We start from the raw sequence: 23,553 nt of genomic DNA on the forward strand, positions 1-23,553 counted from the left end.
CAAACTTATTCATTGACAATTTCTTTCTCTTTTTGTAATACAGGTAACGGTTTTTTCTTCTTTTTTGACATTACCTCTTTATCAGAAATACGTAAAGAAAATAGTAATGCTACGAGTAAAAATATTGCTGATCCAATTAATGCTGCTTGATATGGCAATAAATCTGAATGAGTATTATGTTGTACACTGCTATTTCCAAAACCGGCTAGTATACTAGCTAAAACAGCAACTCCTATCGCTGAACCTAATCGATTTTGCACATTAAATATAGTAGTTGCTCTCCCCATAGAAGGCGGCGTTATATTGTTAAATGCAGAAAATTGAACTGCTCCAACTGATTGGCCTAAGAAAATACCTATGCCAAACAATAATACCCGTATTTGCCAAGGGTTCGTATCGTGATTTACAAAACTTAATAAAATAAAGATAATTGCCGTACAAATTAACCCTATAGAAATTACCTTACGAGCTCCTAATTTCTTATATGACCATGGTACGATCTGTGACGATATCATTAATCCAATGGCCTCTGGGAATGTAGTAAGGCCTGATTCCAGTGCGGATACCCCTATTACATTTTGATACATAAGCGGAAAAACAAATAACATTCCTAGTAAACCAGCTGAAGAAAACAATGAAATAAGACTCATTTTTCTAAAGATTGGTTCTTTGAATAAGCGTAAATCTAGCATCGGTTGCTTTACTTTAAGTTCTACAATGATAAACAGTGTAATAAATACAATCCCAGCTATTCCAGTACTTATAACCTCTGTAGAAATCCAGCCTCTTGATGGTCCTTGACTGAGCGCATAGATTAGCATCGCAAACCCTGGTGCTGAAAAAACAAAACCGAGGTAATCAAAGCGACCAGCTGATCTTTCAATATGCTCTTTTAAAAATAGAAGACCGAATAGTAACGCCATAATTCCAAATGGTAAATTAATATAAAATGCCCAGCGCCAAGACATTTGATCTACAAAAAAGCCACCAATAATTGGTCCTACTGCCGGTGCGACAGCAATTGGCAACACAATAAACCGAGAAATTCTCGGCCTTTCCTCTGGTGAAAATGTTCGGAATAACATCGCCATCCCAACTGGTGTTAGAAGCCCCCCACCAGCACCTTGAATAATACGAAAAATATTCAATGAAGTAATATCGTTCGCTATCCCACATAACGCAGATGCGGTTGTAAATACGAAAAGAGCAGTTAGAAATACTCTTTTCGTACCGAATCGATCTCCTAGCCAACCAGAAATCGGCAGGAAAACAGCTAAGCTAACTAAATACCCAACATTAACTGTCCCCATAGCAGATGGTGGCACTTGCAGTTCCTTACTTATCGTTTGTAGTGCTGCATTTACAATCGTTGCATCCATAGCAGCCATAAACATCGCTGTTATATATACGATACTTACCACTACTTTTGGATTTATTTTTTCTTTCATTATCGTTTTCCTGCTATTATTTTTTCGTCAGCTTGATTATTTTTTGGATTCAAATCTTTCCAGTTATTCTCAACATATTGTAAGCAATCGTGCCTGCTAGCTTCTTCATGTACGACATTCCACCCAATAGGTACATCAAGAAAGACAGGCCAGAGAGAATACTGGCCCTCCTCATTTATTAATACTTTATATGTGTAATTATCATTTTCAAATGGATTCGTCATACTCTCCCTACCCCTTTCTTATTCTGCAAATATTTCGCTAATACTTGTCCAATTTCCGTAAGTGGCCCTGGTTGACATAAATCTTTATGTCTACAATCAATATCATGTTGCACAATTTGTCCGTCTAAATAATTTAACCATGTATTTGGAGAGATAGGATCAAACCAGTCCGGTATTACAGTAGATCTAAAGAATAAAATATCTCCGTTATAAACTTTCGGTACGTATCTCCCTAACAATCCTACCGAATTTACATATGTTTCTTTCAAATTTAAAATGGTCTCTTCTTCAAGACTTGCTAATGCACTTCCATCTTTACGAAGTATTTCAATCGCACTTTCCATCGTAAGTGGTTTGCCATCCATGTTGTCTGGATCATATCCACCTAGAGCCAGTAGTGCGATTAACGCTTCTTCTTCAGTAGGCGCTTCCGTATTCGGTAGGAAGTGACCAGGATAAGAATCTAGCATAACGAGTAATTCTACTTCTTCCCCTTCATTTTGTAGTTGCGCTGCCATTGCATGCACAACATTTCCTCCGAGCGACCAACCGAGTAAACGATATGGTCCGTGAGGCTGTACTTCACGAACGTGTTTTAAATAATCTGCTGCCATTTCCTCTAAACTTCTTGGAAGTTCTTCATTTTTAGCGATACCACGTGCTTGCACGCCGTAGATTGGATAATCTGTTCCTAAAGATTTCATAAGTCCTGCATAGCACCAACTTAATCCACCTGCTGGGTGTACACAAAATAGTGGCAATTGGTTTCCGCTTGCTCGTAACGGAAGCAACACATCGAGTGCACTTTGTCCATTTCCCACTTCAAGTCTTTCAGCAAGGCCTGCAACAGTAGGTGCTGCAAATAAAGTTCCGATATTTAATTCGATCCCAAGCGCTTCTTTAATACGGCTCATAAGCTGCACTGCAAGGAGTGAATGACCACCTAAATCAAAGAATCCGTCATCAATTCCAATTTGAGGTACACTTAGCACTTCTGTAAACAAGTCACATAACAGTTCTTCTTGCGGTGTTCTTGGTCCACGACTAGAAGATGATGCGATAAATTCTGGAACTGGCAATGCCTTTCTATCTAATTTACCATTTGGAGTTAAAGGCAACTCATTTACTACTACAAAAGCATATGGAACCATATAATCTGGTAGACTACCACTAGCAAACAGACGCATTTCATTCGTATCAATCGCTTCATTATTTGATGCGACGATATAAGAAACTAATCGTTTATCCCCTGGTTGATCTTCCCGTACAATAACTGCTACTTGCTCAACTGTAGGGTGTTTCATTATGACCGCTTCTATTTCTCCTAATTCAATTCGGAATCCGCGAATTTTTATTTGATGATCTGCACGTCCTATATAATCGAGCGTCCCATCATGACGCCAACGAGCTAAGTCTCCAGTACGATACATTCTTGTACCTAGCTTGCCAAATGGATCTGCAATAAAACGTTCTGCAGTTAAACCTGCCCTTCCTAAATATCCACGAGCAAGCCCTGCACCTGCAACATACATTTCTCCCACTACTCCAGGTGGCACTGGTTGTAAATAATGATCTAATACGTATATTTTAAGGTCAGGTATACTGCACCCAATTAAACTGTTTGCTCGTAAAGAAACGATTGTTTCGTCTAACTCAATATAACTAACATGTACTGTCGTCTCAGTAATACCGTACATATTAATAAGCTTCGGTGCGTCATGAGGATGTCGACTATACCAATCTTCTAATCGACTTAGCTCAAGTGCCTCACCTCCAAAAACAACATATCGTAAAGATAATTTTTGGCCAATCTCTTCATTTTCACGATCTGCTTGCATCAATTGATAGAACGCTGATGGAGTTTGGTTTAAAACAGTTACCTTTTCTTTAACAAGAAGTTGTAAAAATTCTTTCGGCGAGCGACTTACAGTATGTGGAACTACAACTAAACGCCCTCCGTATAATAAAGGTCCCCAAATTTCCCAAACCGAGAAATCAAAAGCATATGAATGGAACATCGTCCACACATCGTTTCCATCAAACTGGAACCAATGATCAGTTGCTCCTAAAAGTCTTACTACATTTTGATGAGGTATCATAACACCTTTCGGTCTACCTGTTGAACCTGATGTATAAATAACGTAAGCAATATGTGATGGAGTTAATGGCTTCACGCGCTCCATTTCATCAATATTGTCTTCACTATGTTTCTCAATTTCTTCTATTACTTTTACATTATCAACTAAAACTTTTAGTGCCTCATTACATTCAATTTCCACTTCTGAATTCGTTAAAACACATGATGGTTTCGCATCGTGTAGCATAAATGAAATACGGTCTGCTGGGTAATCTGGATCTAACGGAAGGTATCCAGCACCAGCTTTAAGAACAGCTAATAAACTTACAACCATGTTTAATGATCTTGGCATCGCTAAAGCAACGAGTTGATCAGGACCAATTCCTTTTGCTATTAGGAATCGAGCTATTTTATTTGCTTTTCTATTTAACTCTTCATAAGTTAATTTCTTATTTTCAAAGACGACAGCAATAGCATTTGGATTTATATGAACCTGTTTTTCAAATAATTGTGATACTGTCATTTCTGGTACAATTTGAAAACCACCATTCCACTTTTCTAACACTGTATTTTTCTCTGCTAAAGTTAATATTTCTAATCTGCCAATGGATTGATCCGGATTTGTCGCCGCATCATCTAATAACAAAATGAATCGTTCTATTAGTTTTTGAACCGTTTCACGTTTATATAAATCGGTACTAAACTCTAGTAATCCATGTAAACCGTTCGGAGTACCATCAACCCCGTTACTCTCACTAATTTCAAATGTTAAATCAAACTTCGCAGAGCCAACACTTTGAATTTCAAGGCTCGCTTCTATATCCGGGACATCAAAGATTGCTTCTGGCGTATTTTGGAAAGCTAACATAACTTGAAATAGCGGATGACTATTTCGAGTACGCACCGGGTTTAACACTTCAACGAGTCGTTCAAATGGAACATCTTGATTTTCATAAGCTGCAAGATTTGCCTCCTTCACTCTATTCAATAATTCTTTAAAACTTGGATCTCCTGAAGTATTTGTACGTAACACTAACGTATTTACAAATAAACCAACAATATCTGAAAGTACATCATCATTTCTTCCAGCAATCGGACTTCCAATTGGTATATCAGTACCTGCACCTAATCTTGTAAATAGCGCACTTAGTCCTGCTTGCAATACCATAAACAAACTAACTCCGTTTTTCCGTGCGAGCTCTACTAACCTACTATGCATACCTGCATCTATATGAAAATGAATGGTTTCTCCTCTGTAACTCGTTTCCATTGGACGCTGATAATCTGTAGGCAACTCCAATTGATCTGGTAATCCCTTTAACTCTTTCTTCCAAAAATCTAATTGTGTTGAAATGAGACTTTCTTGTGTAGTTTCATCCCCTAACAATTGTTGTTGCCAAAGTGCATAATCTGCGTATTGAACCGGAAGTGTCTCTAGCTGTACTTTGTTACCTTGACATCGCGCTTTATACGCCGCTGTAAAATCTCTCGTTAACGGTTGTAATGACCAGCCATCCCCTACAATATGGTGTAATAGAATTAATATTACATGTTCGTTTTCACTCACTGTAAAAAGTTGCAAACGAACTGCTGGTTCAACATCGAGGTTAAAGCTATATCTTACCGCTTCCGCAAGTGCACTTTCTAATTCACCTTTACATGTTTTTGTTTTAATCATTTCTAGATTTAAATTTTCCATATGTAAAATTTCCTGGTAGGAACTACCTAATACGTTAGGGAAAATTGTTCTAAGTGTTTCATGTTTCTCGACTACATCATTAAAGGCACCTTGCAATGCTTCCTCGTTCAACTTTCCAGACAAACGTATAACTAACGGAATATTATAAGTAGGGCTTGGACCTTCTAAACAATTCAAGAACCATAATCTACGTTGTGCAAATGAAAGTGGAACTTCATTTGGTCTTCTTACTTTCTTAATCGCTGGTCTTGCAGTTTTCGCTTGATCCAATTGTTTCGCTAATTCAGCAACAGTTGGCGATTCAAATAGTTTTCCAATTCCTAATTCGACACTTAACATTTCACGAATTCTTGCCATTAAACGCGATGCAAGAAGCGAATGTCCACCCATTTCAAAGAAATTATCATCAATGCTAATGCGAGAAACACTAAGTACTTCTGCAAATAAATGACATAATATTTCTTCTTTCGGATTTCTAGCAACCCTCTCATTGTTCATTCCATTAAAATCAGGAGCAGGTAATTTCTTTCTGTCAACCTTACCATTTAGCGTTAATGGTAATTCTTCTAGCAATACAAATGCTGATGGCACCATATAATTCGCTAAACTTTCTGAAACATAAGAACGAATTTCTGCAAGGTTAATCATTTCCTTATCTTTGGCAACAATATACGCAATGATTCGTTTATCATTGGGACGATCTTCTCGTACCATAACCACTGCTTCCTTAACATTTTCATGTCGTTGTATTACCATTTCGATTTCAGCTAATTCAATTCGGAAACCACGAATTTTAATTTGATGATCTGCGCGGTTCATGTACTCTAAAACACCATCACTGCGCCATTTTACTAGATCACCTGTACGGTACATGCGCTGCCCTGGTTTTCCATAAGGATTTGCAACAAACCGTTCAGCTGTTAACTCTGGTTTTCCTAAATATCCGCTTGCAAGTCCTTCCCCTGCAATATATAATTCACCAATAACTCCAGGTGGAACTGGTTGTAACCCTGCATCCAATACATACACTTCTGTATTGCAAATTGGCTTTCCGATAGGAGGTATCCCCTTTTCACTTTCATCAATGTTCATGAAGGTAGACCAAATCGTCGTTTCAGTTGGTCCATATAAATTAGTTATTGAGCAGCCTAATTCTCTTAATTTATTTGCTAAATGCCCTGGAAGAGCTTCACCACCAACAAGTATATTTAGCCCTTGTAACTTCTCTGGATAATCAGTTACTAACGCCTGCCAAAGCGTCGGTGTAGCCTGCATAATGGTCACTCTTTCTTCATGTAAAAGTGTCGTTAATGCAGAAGGCTCTTGTATGTCTTCCTTTTGCGCAATTGTTAAACTCGCACCACTAATAAGAGGTAAATAAATTTCTAGAGCAGAAATATCAAACGCAAATGTTGTAACTGCTAATAAATGATCATGTTCATGTAACGAAAACTTTTGTTGCATAGCCATTAAAAAGTTACTTAAACCTCTCATAGGAACAATTACACCTTTTGGGTTTCCTGTTGAGCCTGAAGTATATATTGTATAGGCTGAGTTTAAAAGTGATACATCATTCTTACATGCTATATTCATACGAGAAGATGTATGTAATGCTAGTTTCGTTTCTTCATCATCTAATACAATTTTTTTTATATCATTTTTTATAACTAACTTAGATGAAACAGATGAATGTGTTATGATACAAACTGGTTTTGCATCATTTACTATATAATTTATTCGCTCAGCTGGATATTCTGGATCTATTGGTAAATACGCTGCACCAGCCTTTAAAACTGCTAGCATACTAACCACTATTTCCGTTGATCTTGGAAATACTAAAGCTACAAGCTGATTTGGTCGTATTCCTTCTTCTACTAAATAATGTGCTAGTTCATTCGCTCGTTCATTTAGCTCTTTATACGTAAAGTTTACACCGTCACAAGTAATCGCTAGTTTATTTGGAGTTTTTTGCACTTGTTTTTCAAATGATATAGGTAGACTGATTAACTCATCGTCTTCCTTCGTTTCATTCCATTCCAATAAAACTTTATGATTTTCTTCAGGAAGAGTAATATTTATCTTTCCAATCGACTCGTCTTTTTGATAAGCATTTATCATTAATTCTAATAATTGCATAAATCTTTCTTTATGCAATGCTAGCTCCGCACCATTATATACTTCCGGATTCGCATCAAAATGAATCATTAGCTCATTTTGATCAAAACGTTTATATACATTTATCGATAAATCATCCACAGGTCCTGCTGATAAGTTATGCGTAATACCACGGTTCCCACCAAAGTTAAGCCCGTAATCAAAAGGCATAACATTCACTAACGGTCCAAATAATCTTTGATTTTCACCTAATAACTTTAAGTCTCTTCTTAATTCCTCATGACGGTATTTATGATGGCGACGTACATCTTGGATTTCTTTAGAAACTTGCTGTAATAATTCTACGAGAGTTATATTTGGAGTTACAGTAAGACGAAGTGGTACTAAATTCATTACCATACTAGGTGTATGAATAGATGCAGAACCTAGACGCCCCATCATCGGTAAACCTAAAACAATATCATTTTCACCTGTTAATTTATGCATATAAATACTTGTTACAGCGACAATGAATTCCGGCCAACTTGTTAACGAAATATTGATATCTTCTAGTAAAGTTTTTGTACTAGAACTAGATAAACAAGCTGTTTCGCGTAAAAATCCATTTGATGTTCTCGGTGCTCGTTCTGCCAAACTTACAGCTTCTGGTTCATCCGCAAATTTTTCTAACCAAAAAGCACGATCTTCCTGAAATTGTTTAGACTCACGATACTCCATATCTTCTTGCACAACTTTTGCAAGAGAGCCAAATGTCTTTTCATTCTTGTTTGTTTCTTCTATAAGTGATGTATACTCATTCGCTACCTTTTGGCTAAGAAGTGAAAATCCATAGCCATCCATCACAATGTGATGGATGCGCTGATACCAAAAGAAACGATTATTTTCAACTTGAATAAGCGCTTCAATAAATAAAGTATCTTTTTTCAAATCGAATGGCATAGATAAATCATTTTTCATCCATGCTTTAGCAGCCTCTTCAGGATTTTCTTCTTTACGAACGTCAATAAAATGCATATGAAACTGTGATTCTTCAATAACTTGCCATGGGCCAATTTCATCTTCTTCGAAACGAACATGAAGTGCCTCAGCTTCCATTACAACTTTACGTACTGCTAATTCGAAAATTTCTTGATTCATATTTCCGTTTATTTCTACATATTCCCCAGTATTATAAATCGGATTAAGTGGATCTAATTGTTGCGCAAACCACATGCCAGACTGCGCAGATGATAACGAATGACGAATCTTTTGACTGTTAGGCATTCTTTACTACCCCTTTATTATGTAGTCTATTTGTTACAGCACCTGTGCTGTTTGTGAAGATAGTAAACTGTACCAACCCGCAACAGTTGGACGTTCTGCTAAATCTGCAAAAGTGATTTCTTTCCCTTCACGACGCCACTTCTCTACTAAACTCATAATTCTGACCGAATCAAGCCCTCTATTTAATAAGTCCTCATCAATATCAATACTCTCTACTGGCTCACGAAGTAGTTGTGCAACTAATTCATGCACTTCCTGTATAGTGATCCCTTCACTCTCATCACCTTTGACACTTTGTAAATCGTTTAACAGTAGGCTTGTTGATGTCGTTACTGCACATCTATTAGATGCATACTCCAATGCTTGTTTATGATGCTCTAGTGAAAAATCAGCAACTGCATCTGCTACAAAGAACGGCTGAATACCATCCATAAATGCTTCACAAGCTGTTAAAAGGCAGCCAATATGCGCATAAATACCGCAAATAATGAGTTGATCTCTTCCTTGTTCATGTAAAATTTCTAATAGATTTGTCTTTTTAAATGCACTATATCTCCATTTTGTTAGGAATATATCATCCTCATCAGGAGTAAGTTCATCAACAATTTTCTTTTTATCTGGTCCAGCAGGAATACCGTCACCCCAAAAGTCTTGTAATAAACCTCGTTGTTCTAACGTTTGCCCACCAGGTTGCGCTGTATAAACAACTGGTATACCAAGTTCCTTACATTTTTCTCTTATCATTTTAATATTTGAAATAAGTTCTACTTTCGGTGATTCTTTATCGCTATATGCATCAAGAAAATATTCTTGCATGTCATGAATTAAAAGTACTGCACGTTTCGGATCTGGTGTCCAATTCACTTTATTTTTTGGTAGTTCTGATTCAATTGGCATTTTATATACTGAAATAGATGGGATAGCCATCTAATCACTTCCTTCCTGTTTTTATTATTGTTTTACTGTAATAAGTTTTTCAGCAATGACTTTACGTAATTCTTTTTTGCTTATCTTTCCAACGCCTGTTTGCGGGAATGATTCAATAAATTCAATTCGATCTGGAATCTTATAAGCTGCTATACCGCGTTCTCTTAAAAACATTTTTAATTCACTTACTGCCGGAGCTTGTCCGCGAGCTATAACAAATGCACAAGTACGTTCTCCTAAATAATCGTCAGGCATAGATACAATCGCTACATCATGTACTGCATCATGTGCTAATAGATGATTTTCAACTTCTTCCGCGGCAACTTTCTCACCACCACGATTAATTTGATCTTTATCTCTTCCTTCTACAATGATGTAACCTTGTTCATTTACTTTCACAAGATCTCCTGTGCGATAAAATCCATCCTTTGTAAACGATTGTGCATTATGCTCTTCTGCTTTATAATAACCACGAATTGTATATGGCCCTCTTGTTAATAAACTACCTACTTCGCCAGGTTTTACATCGTTGTCATTTTCATCAACAACTCGTACTTCATCGAGTGCAGACATTGGTCTACCTTGTGTATGAATAATAATTTCTTCAGGATCATCTAATCTTGTATAGTTCACTAATCCTTCCGCCATACCGAATACTTGCTGTAATGTACATCCAAATGTAGGGCGTATACGTTTTGCAACTTCAGCACTAAATTTCGCGCCACCTACTTGAATCACCTCTAGACTCGATAAATCGTTATTACGTGAAGATGCAGCATCAAGCCATATCATTGCTAATGGCGGTACGAGAGCAGTAATCGTAACTTTTTCTTTTTCAATAAGTGCAAACGCCTCATCTGGACTACCTCCAGTTGCCAGCACTACTTTTCCACCCGCATAGAAAGTTCCAAATGTTCCAGGAGAGCTCATCGGGTAATTATGTGCTACTGGAAGAACGGCCATATAGACACTCTTTGCACTTAAATTACAAATTTCAGCGCTAACACGTAAACTATAAATATAATCATCATGCGTTCGAGGAATTAATTTAGAAAGTCCTGTTGTCCCCCCTGATAATTGGAGAAACGCAACATCACTTGGCTGAACTTCTGGTAATGGAACGGGATCTATATATAAATCACTTATGTTCACAAATTCTTCTTCTTCTCCCACTACAATTACATGTTGTAAAGTTGGCACTTTCTCTTTCACTTCTCTTGCTAGTTTTCGATAATCAAAACCGAGAGTTTTATCTGAAATAACGTAAGCACTCGCCTCACCAAACTCACAAAAATAACTAATTTCACTGCTTCGATGTGAAGGTAATGCAAAAACAGGAAGTGCCCCAATTCGAAATAACGCAAAACATACTTCGAAAAACTCAATAACGTTAGGTAGCTGGATTACAACTCGATCCTCTTGCTTTATTCCTAAATTCAGTAGCCCTGAAGCTAATCGATCTACTTTTTTATCAAGCTCACTATACGTAATATGCGTATTACCACTTACAACTGCAATTTGATCGCCATATTTTTCAGCTCGCTCTCTTAACATCACGCCAAATGTTTCCCCAAGCCAACACCCTTCCTCTCGATAACGATCAGCAAATTCTTTTGGCCATTTTGTATAACCTGTTAGCATTCTTTCTGCCCCCTACTTTTCATTAAGTGAACTATCATTTAATCCTAAAGCTTTCAACATTGTTTGGAACTTAGCTGATGTTTCTGCTAATTCATCTTCTGGTTTTGACTCAGCAACAACGCCCGCTCCTGCATATAAACGGATTGTATTTTCTTGTACTTCAGCACAACGAATTGTAACAATCCATTCACCGTCTCCATTTAAATCACTCCACCCTAGCATTCCTGTAAAGAATTCACGGTCAAATGGCTCAATTTTTTGAATCGCCTCTCTCGATTCTTCCATCGGTGTGCCGCAAACTGCTGGCGTCGGATGAAGAGCAATTGCTAATTCCAAAGAAGTAGTATTCGGATCCTTTAATTCACCTTTCACTTCAGTAGATAAATGCCACATCGCTTCACTATGAATAACGGATGGCTTTTCTGGAACATGTAATGTATGACAGTACGGACGAAGCGCTGCAGCAACTGCTTCTACTACTACCGCATGTTCATGTAAATCTTTTGGAGAAGAAAGTAATTCCTCTGCTCTTCTCTTATCTTCAACTGAATCCTCACTACGTGGCCTTGAACCAGCTAACGGATTAGAAATAACTTGCATACCATTACGTGAGACGAGTAATTCAGGGCTCGCTCCAATTAACGTCTTACTATTCTCATTTTCATCTTTCGATAAATTCACAGCAAATGTATATCCGTGCTTATTATGCGCTGCTAATTCTCGAAGAAGTTTTTGCTTATCAATCTTTTCGGAAGAATTAACATCTAACGATCTGGATAGAACGATTTTTTTTAAATCCCCGCCCTTTATTTTTGCAATTCCTTGCTTCACACCATTCATATACACTTCCGGCGCTGGTACAGGCGTCATTTCGAATGTTAAGTTCTCATTTATTTCAAGCTGATTTGTTGTATCCAATTGTAATCGCTCAGAAGTCCTACTATATTCTGGTACGATAAGTTGGACTTCTTTTCTACGATCAAATGGCAAAGCACCGACAACGATAGGATTCGGATTTCCGGCTTGTTTTGCATTACATAATACTGCTTGTACAAGCTCTGGGAAACTTTCAATTTCATGATGCTTTACTGTAGTAAACTCTCCTTCTGCTAATATCGTTCGAGTTGGTGAAGCGAAAAAGAATGAAGATTCAGTCTTATAATCTTCTAGTAATTTTTCTGACAGTTCCTTTACAGCCGTAAATTCCTTCATTGTATAGTAACCCCCTGAATTTTTTATTAAACGCCTAATGTAGCTCCGCCATCAACACATAAATTATGCATTGTAATATGACTAGCTTTATCTGAAGCTAAAAACAATACTGCTTCAGCAATTTCTGAAGGCTGTGCAATTTTTTGTAACGGTATACCGAGTCTATATGTACTTTGAGAACCAGCAATTATATTTTTTTCTCCATTCTCATCAGCCCATAGTAGCCTTTGCATTTCAGTTTCAGTAGAACCTGGAGAAACTACGTTACAGCGAATGTTGTACGCTGCAAGTTCTAATCCTAAACATTTCATAAACATCGTCGTAGCAGCCTTTGATGCAGCATATGCAGCCATCTCCATTCTCGGCGTATTTGCTGCATTTGAACCAACTGTAACAATTGCCCCTGACTTTCTTTGCATCATATGTTTACTTACTGCTCGGGACATATAGAAAACTCCTGTAGAATTTACAGAAAACGTTTTATTCCAATCTTCATCACTTAACGAGTGAATCGCTCCCATACGTAAAACCCCTGCAACATTTACTAATATATCTATTGGCGCTATTTCATTTTCAATATCATTTACCATCTGTTCAACTGCGGTACTATCACTCACATCTAAGCAAAACGTTTTCAAATGTATTTCATTTAAGAGTTCGTTTAATCCCTCTTCATTTTGATCAACCGCAATAACTGTAGCTCCTCTTTCTAAAAACATTTTGGCAACAACACTACCTATACCTTGAGCTGCACCTGTTACTAAAACAGTTTTCCCATCAAATTCCCCTAAGTTCATTTCCTCTATCCTTTCATTTAAAAATCAATCTAATTAAACAAACAATGATAATGATTATCATTATCATTATAAAAAATAATACACTTACTAAACTAATTGGTCAAGTGTACTTTTCATTAAAATATTATTCATTGATAATGTTTTTCATTTAACGTTCTTACACCGAAATGATAATCTTTCTCAATAAACTTGTCAACCTATTTTTATTTTTCAGATAAAAACTTTAGTGCTTTTCAATACAATTACATCTAAAAGTATTAATAAATACTTACATTAATACTTTAATTCTTACTCCTCTTTGTAAAAATTGAAGATGATAAACTGGAGATCCCTTCAGTTACAAAGCCTTAACAAAAAATCGAGCATTTATTTTCTCAATATTTTTCTGAAAATATATCTTGCAAACATCAATGCATATTTTCTTTATTATTTAAGATTTAATACATATTTCGAATATGATGTATCAATTTATTATATTCCAATATAATCCAAATGGACATTTCACTCACTTTTATATCAAAAAAAATAAAAAATAATTTAACCTTGTTAAAATAACTCAAAAAAAGCACCCTATTTAACAGGATGCTTTTTCGTAACTATAGTGTTATAGAAGATTTATATACTTATGCTACACTGCGATACTCTTCTTCTTGTTCTTTTTTCTGTTTAGGTGCTTGAATTAAAATTGCGATAATGAATGACACGACACATAATACACCGATCACCATAAAGGTTGGTTTGAATCCACCTAGAAGTGCACCGATAAAGGAACCTGCAAGCGCTCCAAATCCAAATCCTTGATACACAATTCCGTAGTTCTTACTATGATTTTTCATACCGTAGAAATCACCAACAATAGCTGGGAAAATCGTGATATTTCCACCAAAGCAAAACGCTACACTTGCTACACATACGAAGTAGATACCGTAATTCAAATCTACGAAACTTAGAACTAATACCGAACTCGCCATAACCACAAAAGTACCCGTAACGATTTTTAAGCGGCCGATTTTATCTGATAACGGTCCTAGAATAATACGACCTAATGTGTTAAATATTGCAACCATAGCCACCGCATTAGCTGCTGTCGCTGCGCTAAGCCCTACAAGTTGAACACCAATGTCTTTTACCATACCAATTAAGTATAAGCCACTCATACATGATGTAAATAACATGATGAATAATAAGTATACTTGTTTTGTGCCTAACATTTCTTTCATTGTATATTCATGAGTGTTTGTTTCCTGAACTGCACCTTGATCAGCAGCTTGATGGATTAAACAAGCTCCAAGGACAATCATAGCTGTAACAATTAAACCCCAATATATAAACGCTTGCGATACACCAACTGAATCAATTAACTTTGCATTTATATATTTGAAAATTAAGCTACCTGTACCATATGCAGCTACAGATATACCAGAGATTAAACCTTTACGTTCAGGGAACCACTTAATTAAATTAGATAGTGAAGTAATATAAGCTGTACCATCTGCGTAACCTACAACAACTCCTGCTAGTACATAAAGCAATATTAACGAAGAAGCTTGTGAACTAAGTACTAATCCTAGTCCTAATGCTAGTCCAGCTATCATAATAAGTTTACGAAGTCCCCATTTTTCTTGTAATTTACTTGCAAATAAAGTTGAAAATGCTAAGGAAAGACTAGTAATTGAGAAAGTTATCGCAACCGCGTTAAGACTCCAACCGTATTTACTAACTAAAGGCTGATTGAATAAACTCCATGTATATATCGTTCCAAGTCCCATTTGAACTATGACTGTACCAAGGACAACAAGCCATGGATTAACAGCTGATTTTTTCATACCTTTCCGCCTCCTCTTTCTATTTCAATGCTTTTCGCTAAGTCTTGTTTTTTTATATTCATTTTGGTCACCTCTTTTGATTTAACACCTTCATTGTATAAGATGTTTTCAGTTATGTAAGCACTTACAAGACAGAGCGTCAAAAACATGGAATCAGTTACAGAAAACGAAGGATGAAATACAAAAAACTACTTATTAAATACGTAACAGTTATTTAAATTGGTTTGTATAAGTTTGATTCACATTTGTTTTTGAACCCTTTCTAAAAAATGACCTAATAAAACCGTCTCTTTAATGTTCATTAAAGAGACGGTTTTATTAGGTCAATTCATAATCCTGACTTTCTTTATACGTTTATCATTGTTTCTTCAAATGTAACAATCGGCTCTACAAATTCCATCATAATGAAAGCATTTTTAATACGTTTTGTTAAAACTTCTTTTCATTCTGCACACATAGACAACAAATATTTTTTTGATAAATAAAACTAAATATTCACTAATATACTTATACGTGGTTTAATATATATAATAAAAAATATTTCTGTCTTTAATGAGGAGGTACTATGAAAGCAAACGTAGGGGATACTATACTTTTTCAACGAAACAATTTAAAGATTACAGGATCTGTACTAAAACTTTATACTGAATCGGTCTTAGTTGAAATTACAAATGTAAGCGGTGGTACTTTTGAATTTGAACGAACAATTGTAAATCATAAAAACTATAAAATATTAAATACGAATACATAAAGTGAAACTTTAATCAGTGGGGGTTTTGTTCATCCCCCACTGATTATTAGTTGAACCAATCGGACGTTTACGGACAGCCCGACTCCCATCTAACTTCTTTGCTCCAACTGAATTTTGAGATGGGAGTTTTACTGTCCGTTAACGCGGGATAAAACAACACAAAATAGCCCCTGCTCATCAGCAGCGGCTATTTTATATGAAAATACTTCATTAGTTTATATATCCTAAAACACTTACAATCTTACTCGCTTTTAAATTGTTAATATGATAATAAATTTCTAAACCTCTTCTCTCTGCTCGTAACACTTTACCCTTCATTTTTGATAAATGTTGTGAAACAGTAGATTGTGGAATATTTAGTAATTCTGTTAATTGTGTTACATTACAAGTTTTTCTTGTACTTAATTCATTTACAATTTGCAGTCGGATTGGATGCGCCATAATTTTTAAAATATCTACATCTTCTTCTGAAACTAAACTTTTTCTCATTTCACTCGTATATGTTGTCATAAGACATTCCCCTTTTATATGAATTCCTTTTATTTAGATCTATTTCCAAAATATTTAAAACTCCGATGTGAAACCTTTATATAAAAATAATAGAATTTTAAATTTTTAAAAACAGAACGAAATACAATTCACTTTATTTATTTGGTACATATACATAATACAATGTTAATATGTGCTCTATGTGAAGTTAGCATAAATTTATAATGAAGATTTTTCAAATAATTCACATCTAACTATATACTCCCTCATAACACTATCCAGTGATTTTAACATATTTTAGGCGTTTGTATATACTATCTACAAAATAAATGTTATTTAGGGGGAATTCAAATGCCTACAATGTTACAAGAAGAAGTTGAAGAAGCGCGCGAAACATATGTCAGTCGTATCATTTTGGTCGGTGGATCGGCTTTATTTTTAGTAGGTGGTGTTATCTCGGCAATTTCGGCTTTTAAAGCTTATAATCGTTTGGAAAATACGCCGCCTTCTACAGATAACTCATAGGTGAATTATCTAATTTTGAATAACAAATAAAGAGGCTGTCCAAAAGATGCTTTTTAGCCAAAATCGTATAAAAAGTGAAAGACAGAAATGTTGATTTTATAACATTTCTGCCTTTTCGATTTCATGTGATTTTACTTCGAAAGAGACTTATGAGACAGCCTTTTTATTTTATCAAAAGTTCTATACTAAAGAATCGCAAATAATATGAATTACAATTGAACTTACTTCACCACAAACCGTGTCTGACTACACCCATCCTTCTGCTTCGTTACTTCTAATACAGCTGGCATTGCGTTTTTCAGCTCTTGAACGTGTGAGATTACACCAATAAATCGACCTGATTTTTGTAAGTCAATTAATGCGTCTACCGCTTTTGTTAATGACTCCTCATCTAATGAACCAAATCCTTCATCGATAAACATCGTTTCGATGGATATACCACCTTCATATGCTTGAATGACGTCTGCCATTCCGAGCGCTAAGCAAAGCGATGCATTAAATTTCTCGCCGCCAGATAGAGTTTTTACATCGCGTGTTTGGCCTGTGTATGCGTCGTATACATCTAGACCTAATCCACTTTGACGATTTCTCTTTTCAACTCGTTCACTTCGTTTTAAATAAAATTGTCCATTTGATAATTTACGTAATCGTTCGTTTGCAATTTGAACAATTTGTTCTAAATACTCAATTAAGATGTAACGTTCAAATGATATACGGCTTTCGTTATCACCTTTCATTACTTCATATAAGTCAACAAGTTCTTGGAAAGCTTTTTCTTCCTCATGAATTTGTTCATCAATACGTCTAATATTTTCATGTAAATCTGAAATATATGTTACCGCATTTTGCGAACGTTGACGTTTTTCTTTAATGATATCAAGGTTAATTTCTAGTTCTTTAATGTGTTCACCTAACGCCGTAATATCCATATACTCTTTATCTTTTAATTCAGCATGTAACTCTTCAATTTGTTTTGCAAGTACTTCAAGAGATGAATAATAGCTTTGAATTTCTTTTTGTAACATATCCATCTCGGCATCACTTAATTTCGCTTCTTTATACGTAATTTGATCTGTAAATCCACTCTGTTCAAGCTCTTTCATAAAGCGCGTGAAAGTCTCTTCTTTCTTCGATTTTGCACTTTCAAATTGATTAGAAGCACCTTCCTGTTCTGCTTGAATACGTATATTTTCATTTTGCCAATGTTGATACGCCTCCTGCACTTTCTTCCATTCGTCCTCCATTAATTTGAGCTCATGCATAGTTTGGTCAAACTGGACTTTCCAAGCTTGGACTGTTTGTAAGTTTTCAGGAATGTTTTTCTTATCATGTTCATATGACGTACGAAGCTGCATACAATCCATTTCTATACGGTGCTGTTCTGTTTCTACCTCATGTTTTTGTTTCTGAAGTGCATCTACTTTTTCTTCTATGCTTTTTATTTTCACAGCTGTTTGCTTACGCGTTTCTTCACTTGCTTTTAACGTATTCACTTCAGTTGCTAATTGTTTTCCTTTTTGAACAAGCGCACTATATGTTTCAGCTAATTCTTCTGAGCGATAACCTCGCTTCTTAACCTCTTCTATTACTTGTTCATATTGAAGATGATAGAAATTCCATTTCTCCTCTACTTGCACATGTAATTTTTCAGCAATGTTCTTCTTGTCTCTTAAATCATTTAACTCTTTTTCATTAATGGCATCACTTTGCTCTGAAGCTTTTTTCGGATGGTTCGTGCTGCCACATACTGGACAAGATTCACCATCATGTAGATGAAGAGCCAATATACCAGCTTGTTCACTTAACCAGCGACGTTCCATATTCTCATATGCACGAACTGTCTCTTGCATCTTAGTAAATGCAGTTTCTTTTTCTTGCTCGAATTTTTGTTTTTCTTGCCATACATCATATGCTTGCTTTAAAACTTTTGCATCTTCTCGCATATTCGTTAGTTCTTCTACTTTATCTACATATCGTTCAAGCACTCGCTCTAATTGCTGTAATTCACCAGACATTAGCTGTTTTTGATTTGTATGCTCTTCTAATTGTCGATCTAAGTTTTGCATACTTTCTTTTAATTTTCCTAGTTGAATTTCTGCATTTTGTAAATTCAACTGTTTCTCAGCTAATGATGCAATAATCGGTTGTAACTCTTCTAATCTTTGAACAAGTTTTTTTGCATTTTCTCTCTCAGGTTCTTTATTCTTTATTGCTTCATATTTCTCCTGAGCAAGTTCAAAATTATTCATTATATTTTCTTTTTTAGCGATAATTTGTTTTAACAAACTTTCAGCTTTCTGCTCATTTTCCATCGCTTCTTCGTGCCATTGTTCAAATGGTAATAAGCGCTTCGCTTGTTCCGCACGCTTAAAAGATATTTCTTTCATTTCAATTACTGAACGGTTTTCTTGTAAAGTATTATATTTCTCATTCTTTTGTTGTAAATCTATAAATTTCTCATTTACAGACTTCGCTGCATGAAAATGTGTTTCAGCATCCTTTAATTGCTTCGTTTGAACATCTTGTTCTACTTGTAATTGCTCAACCTCTGCCTTATACACAGCTGTTTCTTGTTCTAATGCTTCTACTACTTGATGTGTATTTACATGCTCTTGTTCCACTAAAGCCTCTAATAATGCTCCATCTCGAATTGGTAATTTAAAAACATTACGGAAATATAGCTCTCGCTCTTTCTGTTTTTCTTGTAAGACGTCTTTCCATTGTTTTCGTTTTTGGTCAAGTAACTCACGCATTAACTTATAACGATCTGTTTTAAAAATACGACGCAAAATTTCTTCTTTGTTTTCTGTCTCAGATGTTAATAGTTTTCGGAATTCCCCTTGCGGTAACATAACAATTTGGCTGAATTGATGTTTACTTAAACCAATTAAATCTTCTACTTTTTTATTTACATCCGTCACATGGAAACGATCAACAGCCGGAATCTTCTCTTCATCAATTACTTCATATAATTCTACTGCATGTCCCGTAATCGTCTTGTTCCCTTGTTTTTTATGTCCCAGTTGTCGTTTTATTTCATAACGTTTCCCTTTTAACTGAAAGGTTAATTCTACGCTTGTATACACATTATCATCAGCAAATTGACTGCGGAGCATGCTCGTATCACTTCGTTCTTCTCCGCTTGCCTCACCATATAAAACATAACAAATCGCATCAAAAATCGTTGTCTTTCCAGCGCCCGTGTTTCCAGAAATGGCGAAAATACGATGCTCTCCCAAATCGTCAAAATCAATTACTTCTTTCTGTTTATATGGGCCAAATGCCGTCATAATAAGCTGAATCGGTCTCATCCTCGTTCACCTTCCCGTTCTTGCACTGTTTGTAATACTTCTACAAATAGACGTTCTTTCTCTTCTGATAAATCTAAGCCTTTCATTTCTTTATAAAAAGCCTTTAATAATGATAAATCATCCATTTTATGTCTTGAAACAGTTACTTCATTTGACTCCGTGAACTCTCGTCTTTGAATGGCTCTTTCAACATGCATTGCATTTGGATAAACAGAGCGTATTTTTTCCATTGGCTGCAAGACAGGATTTTCATCTAATAATTTTACAAACACGTAATCTTCACTTACTGGATGTTGTAACAATTCATCTATTTTCGCTTCTACTGTTCGCATTTTACGGCGTGGATTAAGTAACCTTTTTTCAATTGTTGCTTCACCTTGCTCGTTCAGTTCCACAATATAATATCCTTTTTTATGTTTTTCTTCAGAAATAGAATAGGCAAGTGGCGAACCGGAATATCGAATTGTCTCATTACGTACGAAATGCGCTTGATGTAAATGTCCAAGCGCTGTGTAATGAAACTTATCAAAATAATGACTATTTACGTATTCAGCACCACCAATTGAAAGCGGTCGTTCAGCATCACTTGTATTCTCTTCCGCTTCTCCAGCAGAAGTTACAAATGCATGACCAACAAACACATGTCTAGCTTCTTTATCCATCGTTTCAGATAGCTCATTCATAAAAATACGCATCGCATCATCATGAGAACGTACGTCTTCGTTTTTCAATACATGTCTAACTATACTTGGATCCGCATAAGGAATGAGATGGAAGTGAACCTCCCCATATTCATCATTTAATATAATCGGCTCATATGGAAATTGAAATTGCCCCACAATAAATAATCCTTGTTTCTTCATTAAACTACTTCCAAAATGAATACGATCTGGACTATCATGGTTCCCAGCAACTGCAATAACTGGTGTTTGTAAATCAATCACTATTTTTTGCAGCACATCATTTAATAAGTCTACTGCTTCTGTAGGTGGAATTGCTCGGTCATATAAATCCCCTGCAATAATTACGGCATCTGGTTTTTCTTCTTCAACAGCTTGTACAAACTGATCTAGTACAATCTTTTGATCTTCAGTCATATACACGCCATGAACAAGCTTTCCTAAATGCCAATCGGCTGTATGAAATAACTTCATGGTTTCCTGCTCCTTTTAATTTACTGAATTTAGTGATACAAGTTGATAGTTTATTGTAGTTTTTCCGTTCTCCCATTCTAACTTTTGTATCATTGCACTACCGATTCTTTCTTCATTTGATTTATATAAAGGTAATATTTCTTGAACTGTAAATAAGTGATAACCATCCAATTTTAATTGAAATATGTTTTCTTCTATATGTAATCTTACTTCTTTTTCATTTGAAATAATTTTTGTGTGCATCTCAAATTTCATGATAGATACAACCCCTTTTTCTAATCTCTACACTATTAATAGTATATTGGCTATGCAAGATTGACAAGTAAATACACGGTAAAGTACATACTTTTCTATTGCGATATGTTTTTTTATTTTCACATATAATACGGTATGTGAAATTTTATTTTTTCCAAAAATAAAAATGTCTCATACGACATCTTTATTTTTGGATAAAGTCTTTCATTACATAATATAAAACTGTAATGAAAACAATCGCTACAAAAAATGAAAATACTGCAACAATGTACCCATCTTTATTTAATAAAATGCAAAAAGAAATAGATATGATAAAAATCGGAAATACAAGTCGTACTTTATCCTTCACTTCCTCTGTCGTATCTGTATGATGAAAATACTGCGTTATCCCTATCATTAAAGAAGACAAAATAATCACCGACAATAGTAAAGGTACTGGCATTCCGATTTCTCCTTTCTCTATTTCTAATGAAAAGCAATTTTTCTTTCATTATAATCACTTCAAATACTCTTTTCGAAGTGATTATGTACAATTTACACATATATAATAGCGTTTTTATCATGGTAACTTCAAATAATTACAATTACAGTAATGTTGTAATATTCATTTTCAACCTCCAAAATCCTGCAAATATAACTCGTCAAAATATGCAGTGAACAAATTAACATATACCGCCAACTTTAGACAAAATTTATAAAGGACATTTCAGTACGTATAAAGAATTAAGAATAAGAAGATATGTAAGGGAGGATGAATTATGACTGAACACGTTTTATTTTCTGTTAGCGAAAACGGCGTTGCATCAATTACTTTAAACCGCCCAAAAGCACTTAATTCTTTATCTTATGACATGTTGCAACCAATTGGGCAAAAACTGAAAGAGTGGGAAAATGATGAGCGAATTGCGCTTATCGTATTAAAAGGAGCTGGCACAAAAGGTTTTTGTGCAGGTGGCGATATTAAAACTCTTTATGAAGCACGTTCAAATGAAGCTGCATTGCAGCATGCGGAACGTTTCTTTGAAGAAGAGTATGAAATTGATACATATATTTATCAATATAAAAAACCGATTATCGCTTGTTTAGATGGAATTGTAATGGGTGGTGGTGTCGGTCTTACAAATGGTGCGAAATACCGAATTGTAACTGAGCGTACGAAATGGGCAATGCCAGAGATGAATATTGGCTTCTTCCCAGACGTCGGTGCTGCTTATTTCTTAAATAAAGCTCCAGGGTATGCTGGCCGCTATGTCGCTTTAACAGCATCTATTTTAAAAGCTTCTGACGTATTATTTATAAACGCTGCTGATTATTTTATGGCATCTGATTCATTACCAAATTTCCTTACTGAACTGGAAAGTGTAAATTGGCATAAAGAAGATGATGTACATACTCATTTAAAAGAAGTCATTCGTACATTTGCAACTGCTCCAACATTAGAAAGCGAGCTTGCTCCTTCATTAGAAGAAATTAATTCACATTTTGCATTCGATACAATGGAAGAAATTATTCATTCATTAGAGAAAGATCAAAGTTCCTTTGCTTTAAAAGCGAAAGAAACGTTATTATCAAAATCTCCTATTTCACTAAAAGTAACATTAAAACAGTTTATTGATGGACAAGATAAGTCCGTTGAAGAATGTTTCGCTACTGACCTTGTACTTGCTAAAAACTTCATGAGACATGAAGATTTCTTTGAAGGAGTACGATCTGTTGTCGTTGATAAAGACCAAAATCCAAATTATAAATATAAGCAGTTAAGTGATGTTTCAGAAGAAGATGTAAACAGGTTCTTTAACTTACTTAATGCGTAAAGTGAAAATTTAATAAGTAGGGTTT

16 protein-coding genes are annotated in these 23,553 nt (G+C 35.4%); 3 read left to right on the top strand and 13 right to left on the bottom strand.

The annotated features are described in order from the left end of the window. Positions 1 to 5: 5 nt before the first annotated feature. The 8 genes from ACTFRN_RS25450 to ACTFRN_RS25485 all read right to left on the bottom strand — a co-directional run bounded on the left by ACTFRN_RS25450 (position 6) and on the right by ACTFRN_RS25485 (position 15,229). Positions 6 to 1,448 (bottom strand): MDR family MFS transporter, encoded by a 1,443-nt coding sequence (locus tag ACTFRN_RS25450; protein WP_088106711.1) that lies wholly within the window; start codon positions 1,446 to 1,448, stop codon positions 6 to 8. Continuing rightward, positions 1,448 to 1,672, bottom strand: a complete 225-nt coding sequence (locus tag ACTFRN_RS25455) for an MbtH family protein (protein ID WP_000184062.1) — start codon at positions 1,670 to 1,672, stop codon at positions 1,448 to 1,450. Before ACTFRN_RS25455 ends, ACTFRN_RS25450 begins: the two co-directional genes overlap by 1 nt. Next, the gene (locus tag ACTFRN_RS25460) at positions 1,669 to 8,826 is read right to left on the bottom strand and encodes an amino acid adenylation domain-containing protein (protein ID WP_088106712.1); all 7,158 of its coding nucleotides are present in this window, start codon (positions 8,824 to 8,826) and stop codon (positions 1,669 to 1,671) included. Before ACTFRN_RS25460 ends, ACTFRN_RS25455 begins: the two co-directional genes overlap by 4 nt. A gap of 33 nt (positions 8,827 to 8,859) precedes the next feature. Beyond that, positions 8,860 to 9,753 carry an isochorismatase gene (locus ACTFRN_RS25465; RefSeq protein ID WP_001007250.1) on the bottom strand — a complete coding sequence of 298 codons (894 nt, stop codon included), beginning with the start codon at positions 9,751 to 9,753 and terminating at the stop codon, positions 8,860 to 8,862. 24 nt (positions 9,754 to 9,777) lie between these two features. Continuing rightward, a complete protein-coding gene (locus ACTFRN_RS25470) occupies positions 9,778 to 11,394 on the bottom strand; it encodes a (2,3-dihydroxybenzoyl)adenylate synthase (protein ID WP_000955359.1) in 1,617 nt (538 codons plus the stop codon). Between the two features lie 12 nt (positions 11,395 to 11,406). Continuing rightward, positions 11,407 to 12,606 (bottom strand): isochorismate synthase DhbC, encoded by a 1,200-nt coding sequence (gene dhbC / locus ACTFRN_RS25475; RefSeq protein ID WP_000657800.1) that lies wholly within the window; start codon positions 12,604 to 12,606, stop codon positions 11,407 to 11,409. Positions 12,607 to 12,632: 26 nt separating this feature from the next. Further along, positions 12,633 to 13,403 (bottom strand): 2,3-dihydro-2,3-dihydroxybenzoate dehydrogenase, encoded by a 771-nt coding sequence (gene dhbA, locus ACTFRN_RS25480; protein WP_001048422.1) that lies wholly within the window; start codon positions 13,401 to 13,403, stop codon positions 12,633 to 12,635. A gap of 623 nt (positions 13,404 to 14,026) precedes the next feature. Next, the gene (locus ACTFRN_RS25485) at positions 14,027 to 15,229 is read right to left on the bottom strand and encodes an L-lactate MFS transporter (protein ID WP_049111588.1); all 1,203 of its coding nucleotides are present in this window, start codon (positions 15,227 to 15,229) and stop codon (positions 14,027 to 14,029) included. A gap of 565 nt (positions 15,230 to 15,794) precedes the next feature. Here ACTFRN_RS25485 and ACTFRN_RS25490 point away from each other — a divergent pair. Next, positions 15,795 to 15,980 carry a YkvS family protein gene (locus tag ACTFRN_RS25490; protein WP_000646794.1) on the top strand — a complete coding sequence of 62 codons (186 nt, stop codon included), beginning with the start codon at positions 15,795 to 15,797 and terminating at the stop codon, positions 15,978 to 15,980. A gap of 210 nt (positions 15,981 to 16,190) precedes the next feature. Here the strand turns inward: ACTFRN_RS25490 and ACTFRN_RS25495 are convergent, their stop codons facing one another. Further along, positions 16,191 to 16,490, bottom strand: coding sequence for an ArsR/SmtB family transcription factor (locus ACTFRN_RS25495; RefSeq protein ID WP_000214798.1), 300 nt, complete (start codon positions 16,488 to 16,490; stop codon positions 16,191 to 16,193). Positions 16,491 to 16,820: 330 nt separating this feature from the next. Here ACTFRN_RS25495 and ACTFRN_RS25500 point away from each other — a divergent pair, with 330 nt between their 5' ends. Then, positions 16,821 to 16,994: a hypothetical protein gene (locus ACTFRN_RS25500; protein ID WP_001142746.1), complete on the top strand. Its 174-nt coding sequence runs from the start codon at positions 16,821 to 16,823 to the stop codon at positions 16,992 to 16,994. A gap of 221 nt (positions 16,995 to 17,215) precedes the next feature. Here ACTFRN_RS25500 and ACTFRN_RS25505 read toward each other — a convergent pair whose 3' ends face one another. The 4 genes from ACTFRN_RS25505 to ACTFRN_RS25520 all read right to left on the bottom strand — a co-directional run bounded on the left by ACTFRN_RS25505 (position 17,216) and on the right by ACTFRN_RS25520 (position 22,156). Next, positions 17,216 to 20,305, bottom strand: a complete 3,090-nt coding sequence (locus ACTFRN_RS25505) for an AAA family ATPase (RefSeq protein WP_014893765.1) — start codon at positions 20,303 to 20,305, stop codon at positions 17,216 to 17,218. Further along, the gene (locus ACTFRN_RS25510; protein WP_000765139.1) at positions 20,302 to 21,459 is read right to left on the bottom strand and encodes an exonuclease SbcCD subunit D; all 1,158 of its coding nucleotides are present in this window, start codon (positions 21,457 to 21,459) and stop codon (positions 20,302 to 20,304) included. The genes ACTFRN_RS25505 and ACTFRN_RS25510 overlap by 4 nt, the downstream gene beginning before the upstream one ends. Positions 21,460 to 21,474: 15 nt before the next feature. Next, positions 21,475 to 21,714 carry a DUF2584 domain-containing protein gene (locus tag ACTFRN_RS25515; RefSeq protein WP_000667348.1) on the bottom strand — a complete coding sequence of 80 codons (240 nt, stop codon included), beginning with the start codon at positions 21,712 to 21,714 and terminating at the stop codon, positions 21,475 to 21,477. A gap of 184 nt (positions 21,715 to 21,898) precedes the next feature. Further along, entirely contained in the window at positions 21,899 to 22,156 is a 258-nt protein-coding gene (locus tag ACTFRN_RS25520) for a hypothetical protein (protein WP_001145040.1), read from the bottom strand. A 316-nt stretch (positions 22,157 to 22,472) separates the two neighbouring features. Here ACTFRN_RS25520 and ACTFRN_RS25525 point away from each other — a divergent pair, with 316 nt between their 5' ends. Further along, complete coding sequence (locus ACTFRN_RS25525; protein WP_000134914.1) at positions 22,473 to 23,528, top strand: enoyl-CoA hydratase/isomerase family protein; 1,056 nt, start codon at positions 22,473 to 22,475, stop codon at positions 23,526 to 23,528. The last annotated feature ends 25 nt before the right edge of the window (positions 23,529 to 23,553 follow it).

The sequence above is a fragment of the Bacillus cereus group sp. MYBK245-2 genome, assembly GCF_051916145.1.
GTDB classification, from domain to species: domain Bacteria; phylum Bacillota; class Bacilli; order Bacillales; family Bacillaceae_G; genus Bacillus_A; species Bacillus_A pacificus.

Bases quoted from the DNA above. Each gene is read 5' to 3' on its own strand.
- ACTFRN_RS25500 (WP_001142746.1), top strand. From the start codon at position 16,821: ATGCCTACAATGTTACAAGAAGAAGTTGAAGAAGCGCGCGAAACATAT.
- ACTFRN_RS25495 (WP_000214798.1), bottom strand. From the start codon at position 16,490: ATGACAACATATACGAGTGAAATGAGAAAAAGTTTAGTTTCAGAAGAA.
- ACTFRN_RS25455 (WP_000184062.1), bottom strand. From the start codon at position 1,672: ATGACGAATCCATTTGAAAATGATAATTACACATATAAAGTATTAATA.
- ACTFRN_RS25510 (WP_000765139.1), bottom strand. From the start codon at position 21,459: ATGAAGTTATTTCATACAGCCGATTGGCATTTAGGAAAGCTTGTTCAT.
- dhbA (WP_001048422.1), bottom strand. From the start codon at position 13,403: ATGAACTTAGGGGAATTTGATGGGAAAACTGTTTTAGTAACAGGTGCA.
- ACTFRN_RS25465 (WP_001007250.1), bottom strand. From the start codon at position 9,753: ATGGCTATCCCATCTATTTCAGTATATAAAATGCCAATTGAATCAGAA.
- ACTFRN_RS25470 (WP_000955359.1), bottom strand. From the start codon at position 11,394: ATGCTAACAGGTTATACAAAATGGCCAAAAGAATTTGCTGATCGTTAT.
- ACTFRN_RS25460 (WP_088106712.1), bottom strand. From the start codon at position 8,826: ATGCCTAACAGTCAAAAGATTCGTCATTCGTTATCATCTGCGCAGTCT.
- ACTFRN_RS25450 (WP_088106711.1), bottom strand. From the start codon at position 1,448: ATGAAAGAAAAAATAAATCCAAAAGTAGTGGTAAGTATCGTATATATA.
- ACTFRN_RS25520 (WP_001145040.1), bottom strand. From the start codon at position 22,156: ATGCCAGTACCTTTACTATTGTCGGTGATTATTTTGTCTTCTTTAATG.
- ACTFRN_RS25485 (WP_049111588.1), bottom strand. From the start codon at position 15,229: ATGAAAAAATCAGCTGTTAATCCATGGCTTGTTGTCCTTGGTACAGTC.
- ACTFRN_RS25515 (WP_000667348.1), bottom strand. From the start codon at position 21,714: ATGAAATTTGAGATGCACACAAAAATTATTTCAAATGAAAAAGAAGTA.
- dhbC (WP_000657800.1), bottom strand. From the start codon at position 12,606: ATGAAGGAATTTACGGCTGTAAAGGAACTGTCAGAAAAATTACTAGAA.
- ACTFRN_RS25490 (WP_000646794.1), top strand. From the start codon at position 15,795: ATGAAAGCAAACGTAGGGGATACTATACTTTTTCAACGAAACAATTTA.
- ACTFRN_RS25525 (WP_000134914.1), top strand. From the start codon at position 22,473: ATGACTGAACACGTTTTATTTTCTGTTAGCGAAAACGGCGTTGCATCA.
- ACTFRN_RS25505 (WP_014893765.1), bottom strand. From the start codon at position 20,305: ATGAGACCGATTCAGCTTATTATGACGGCATTTGGCCCATATAAACAG.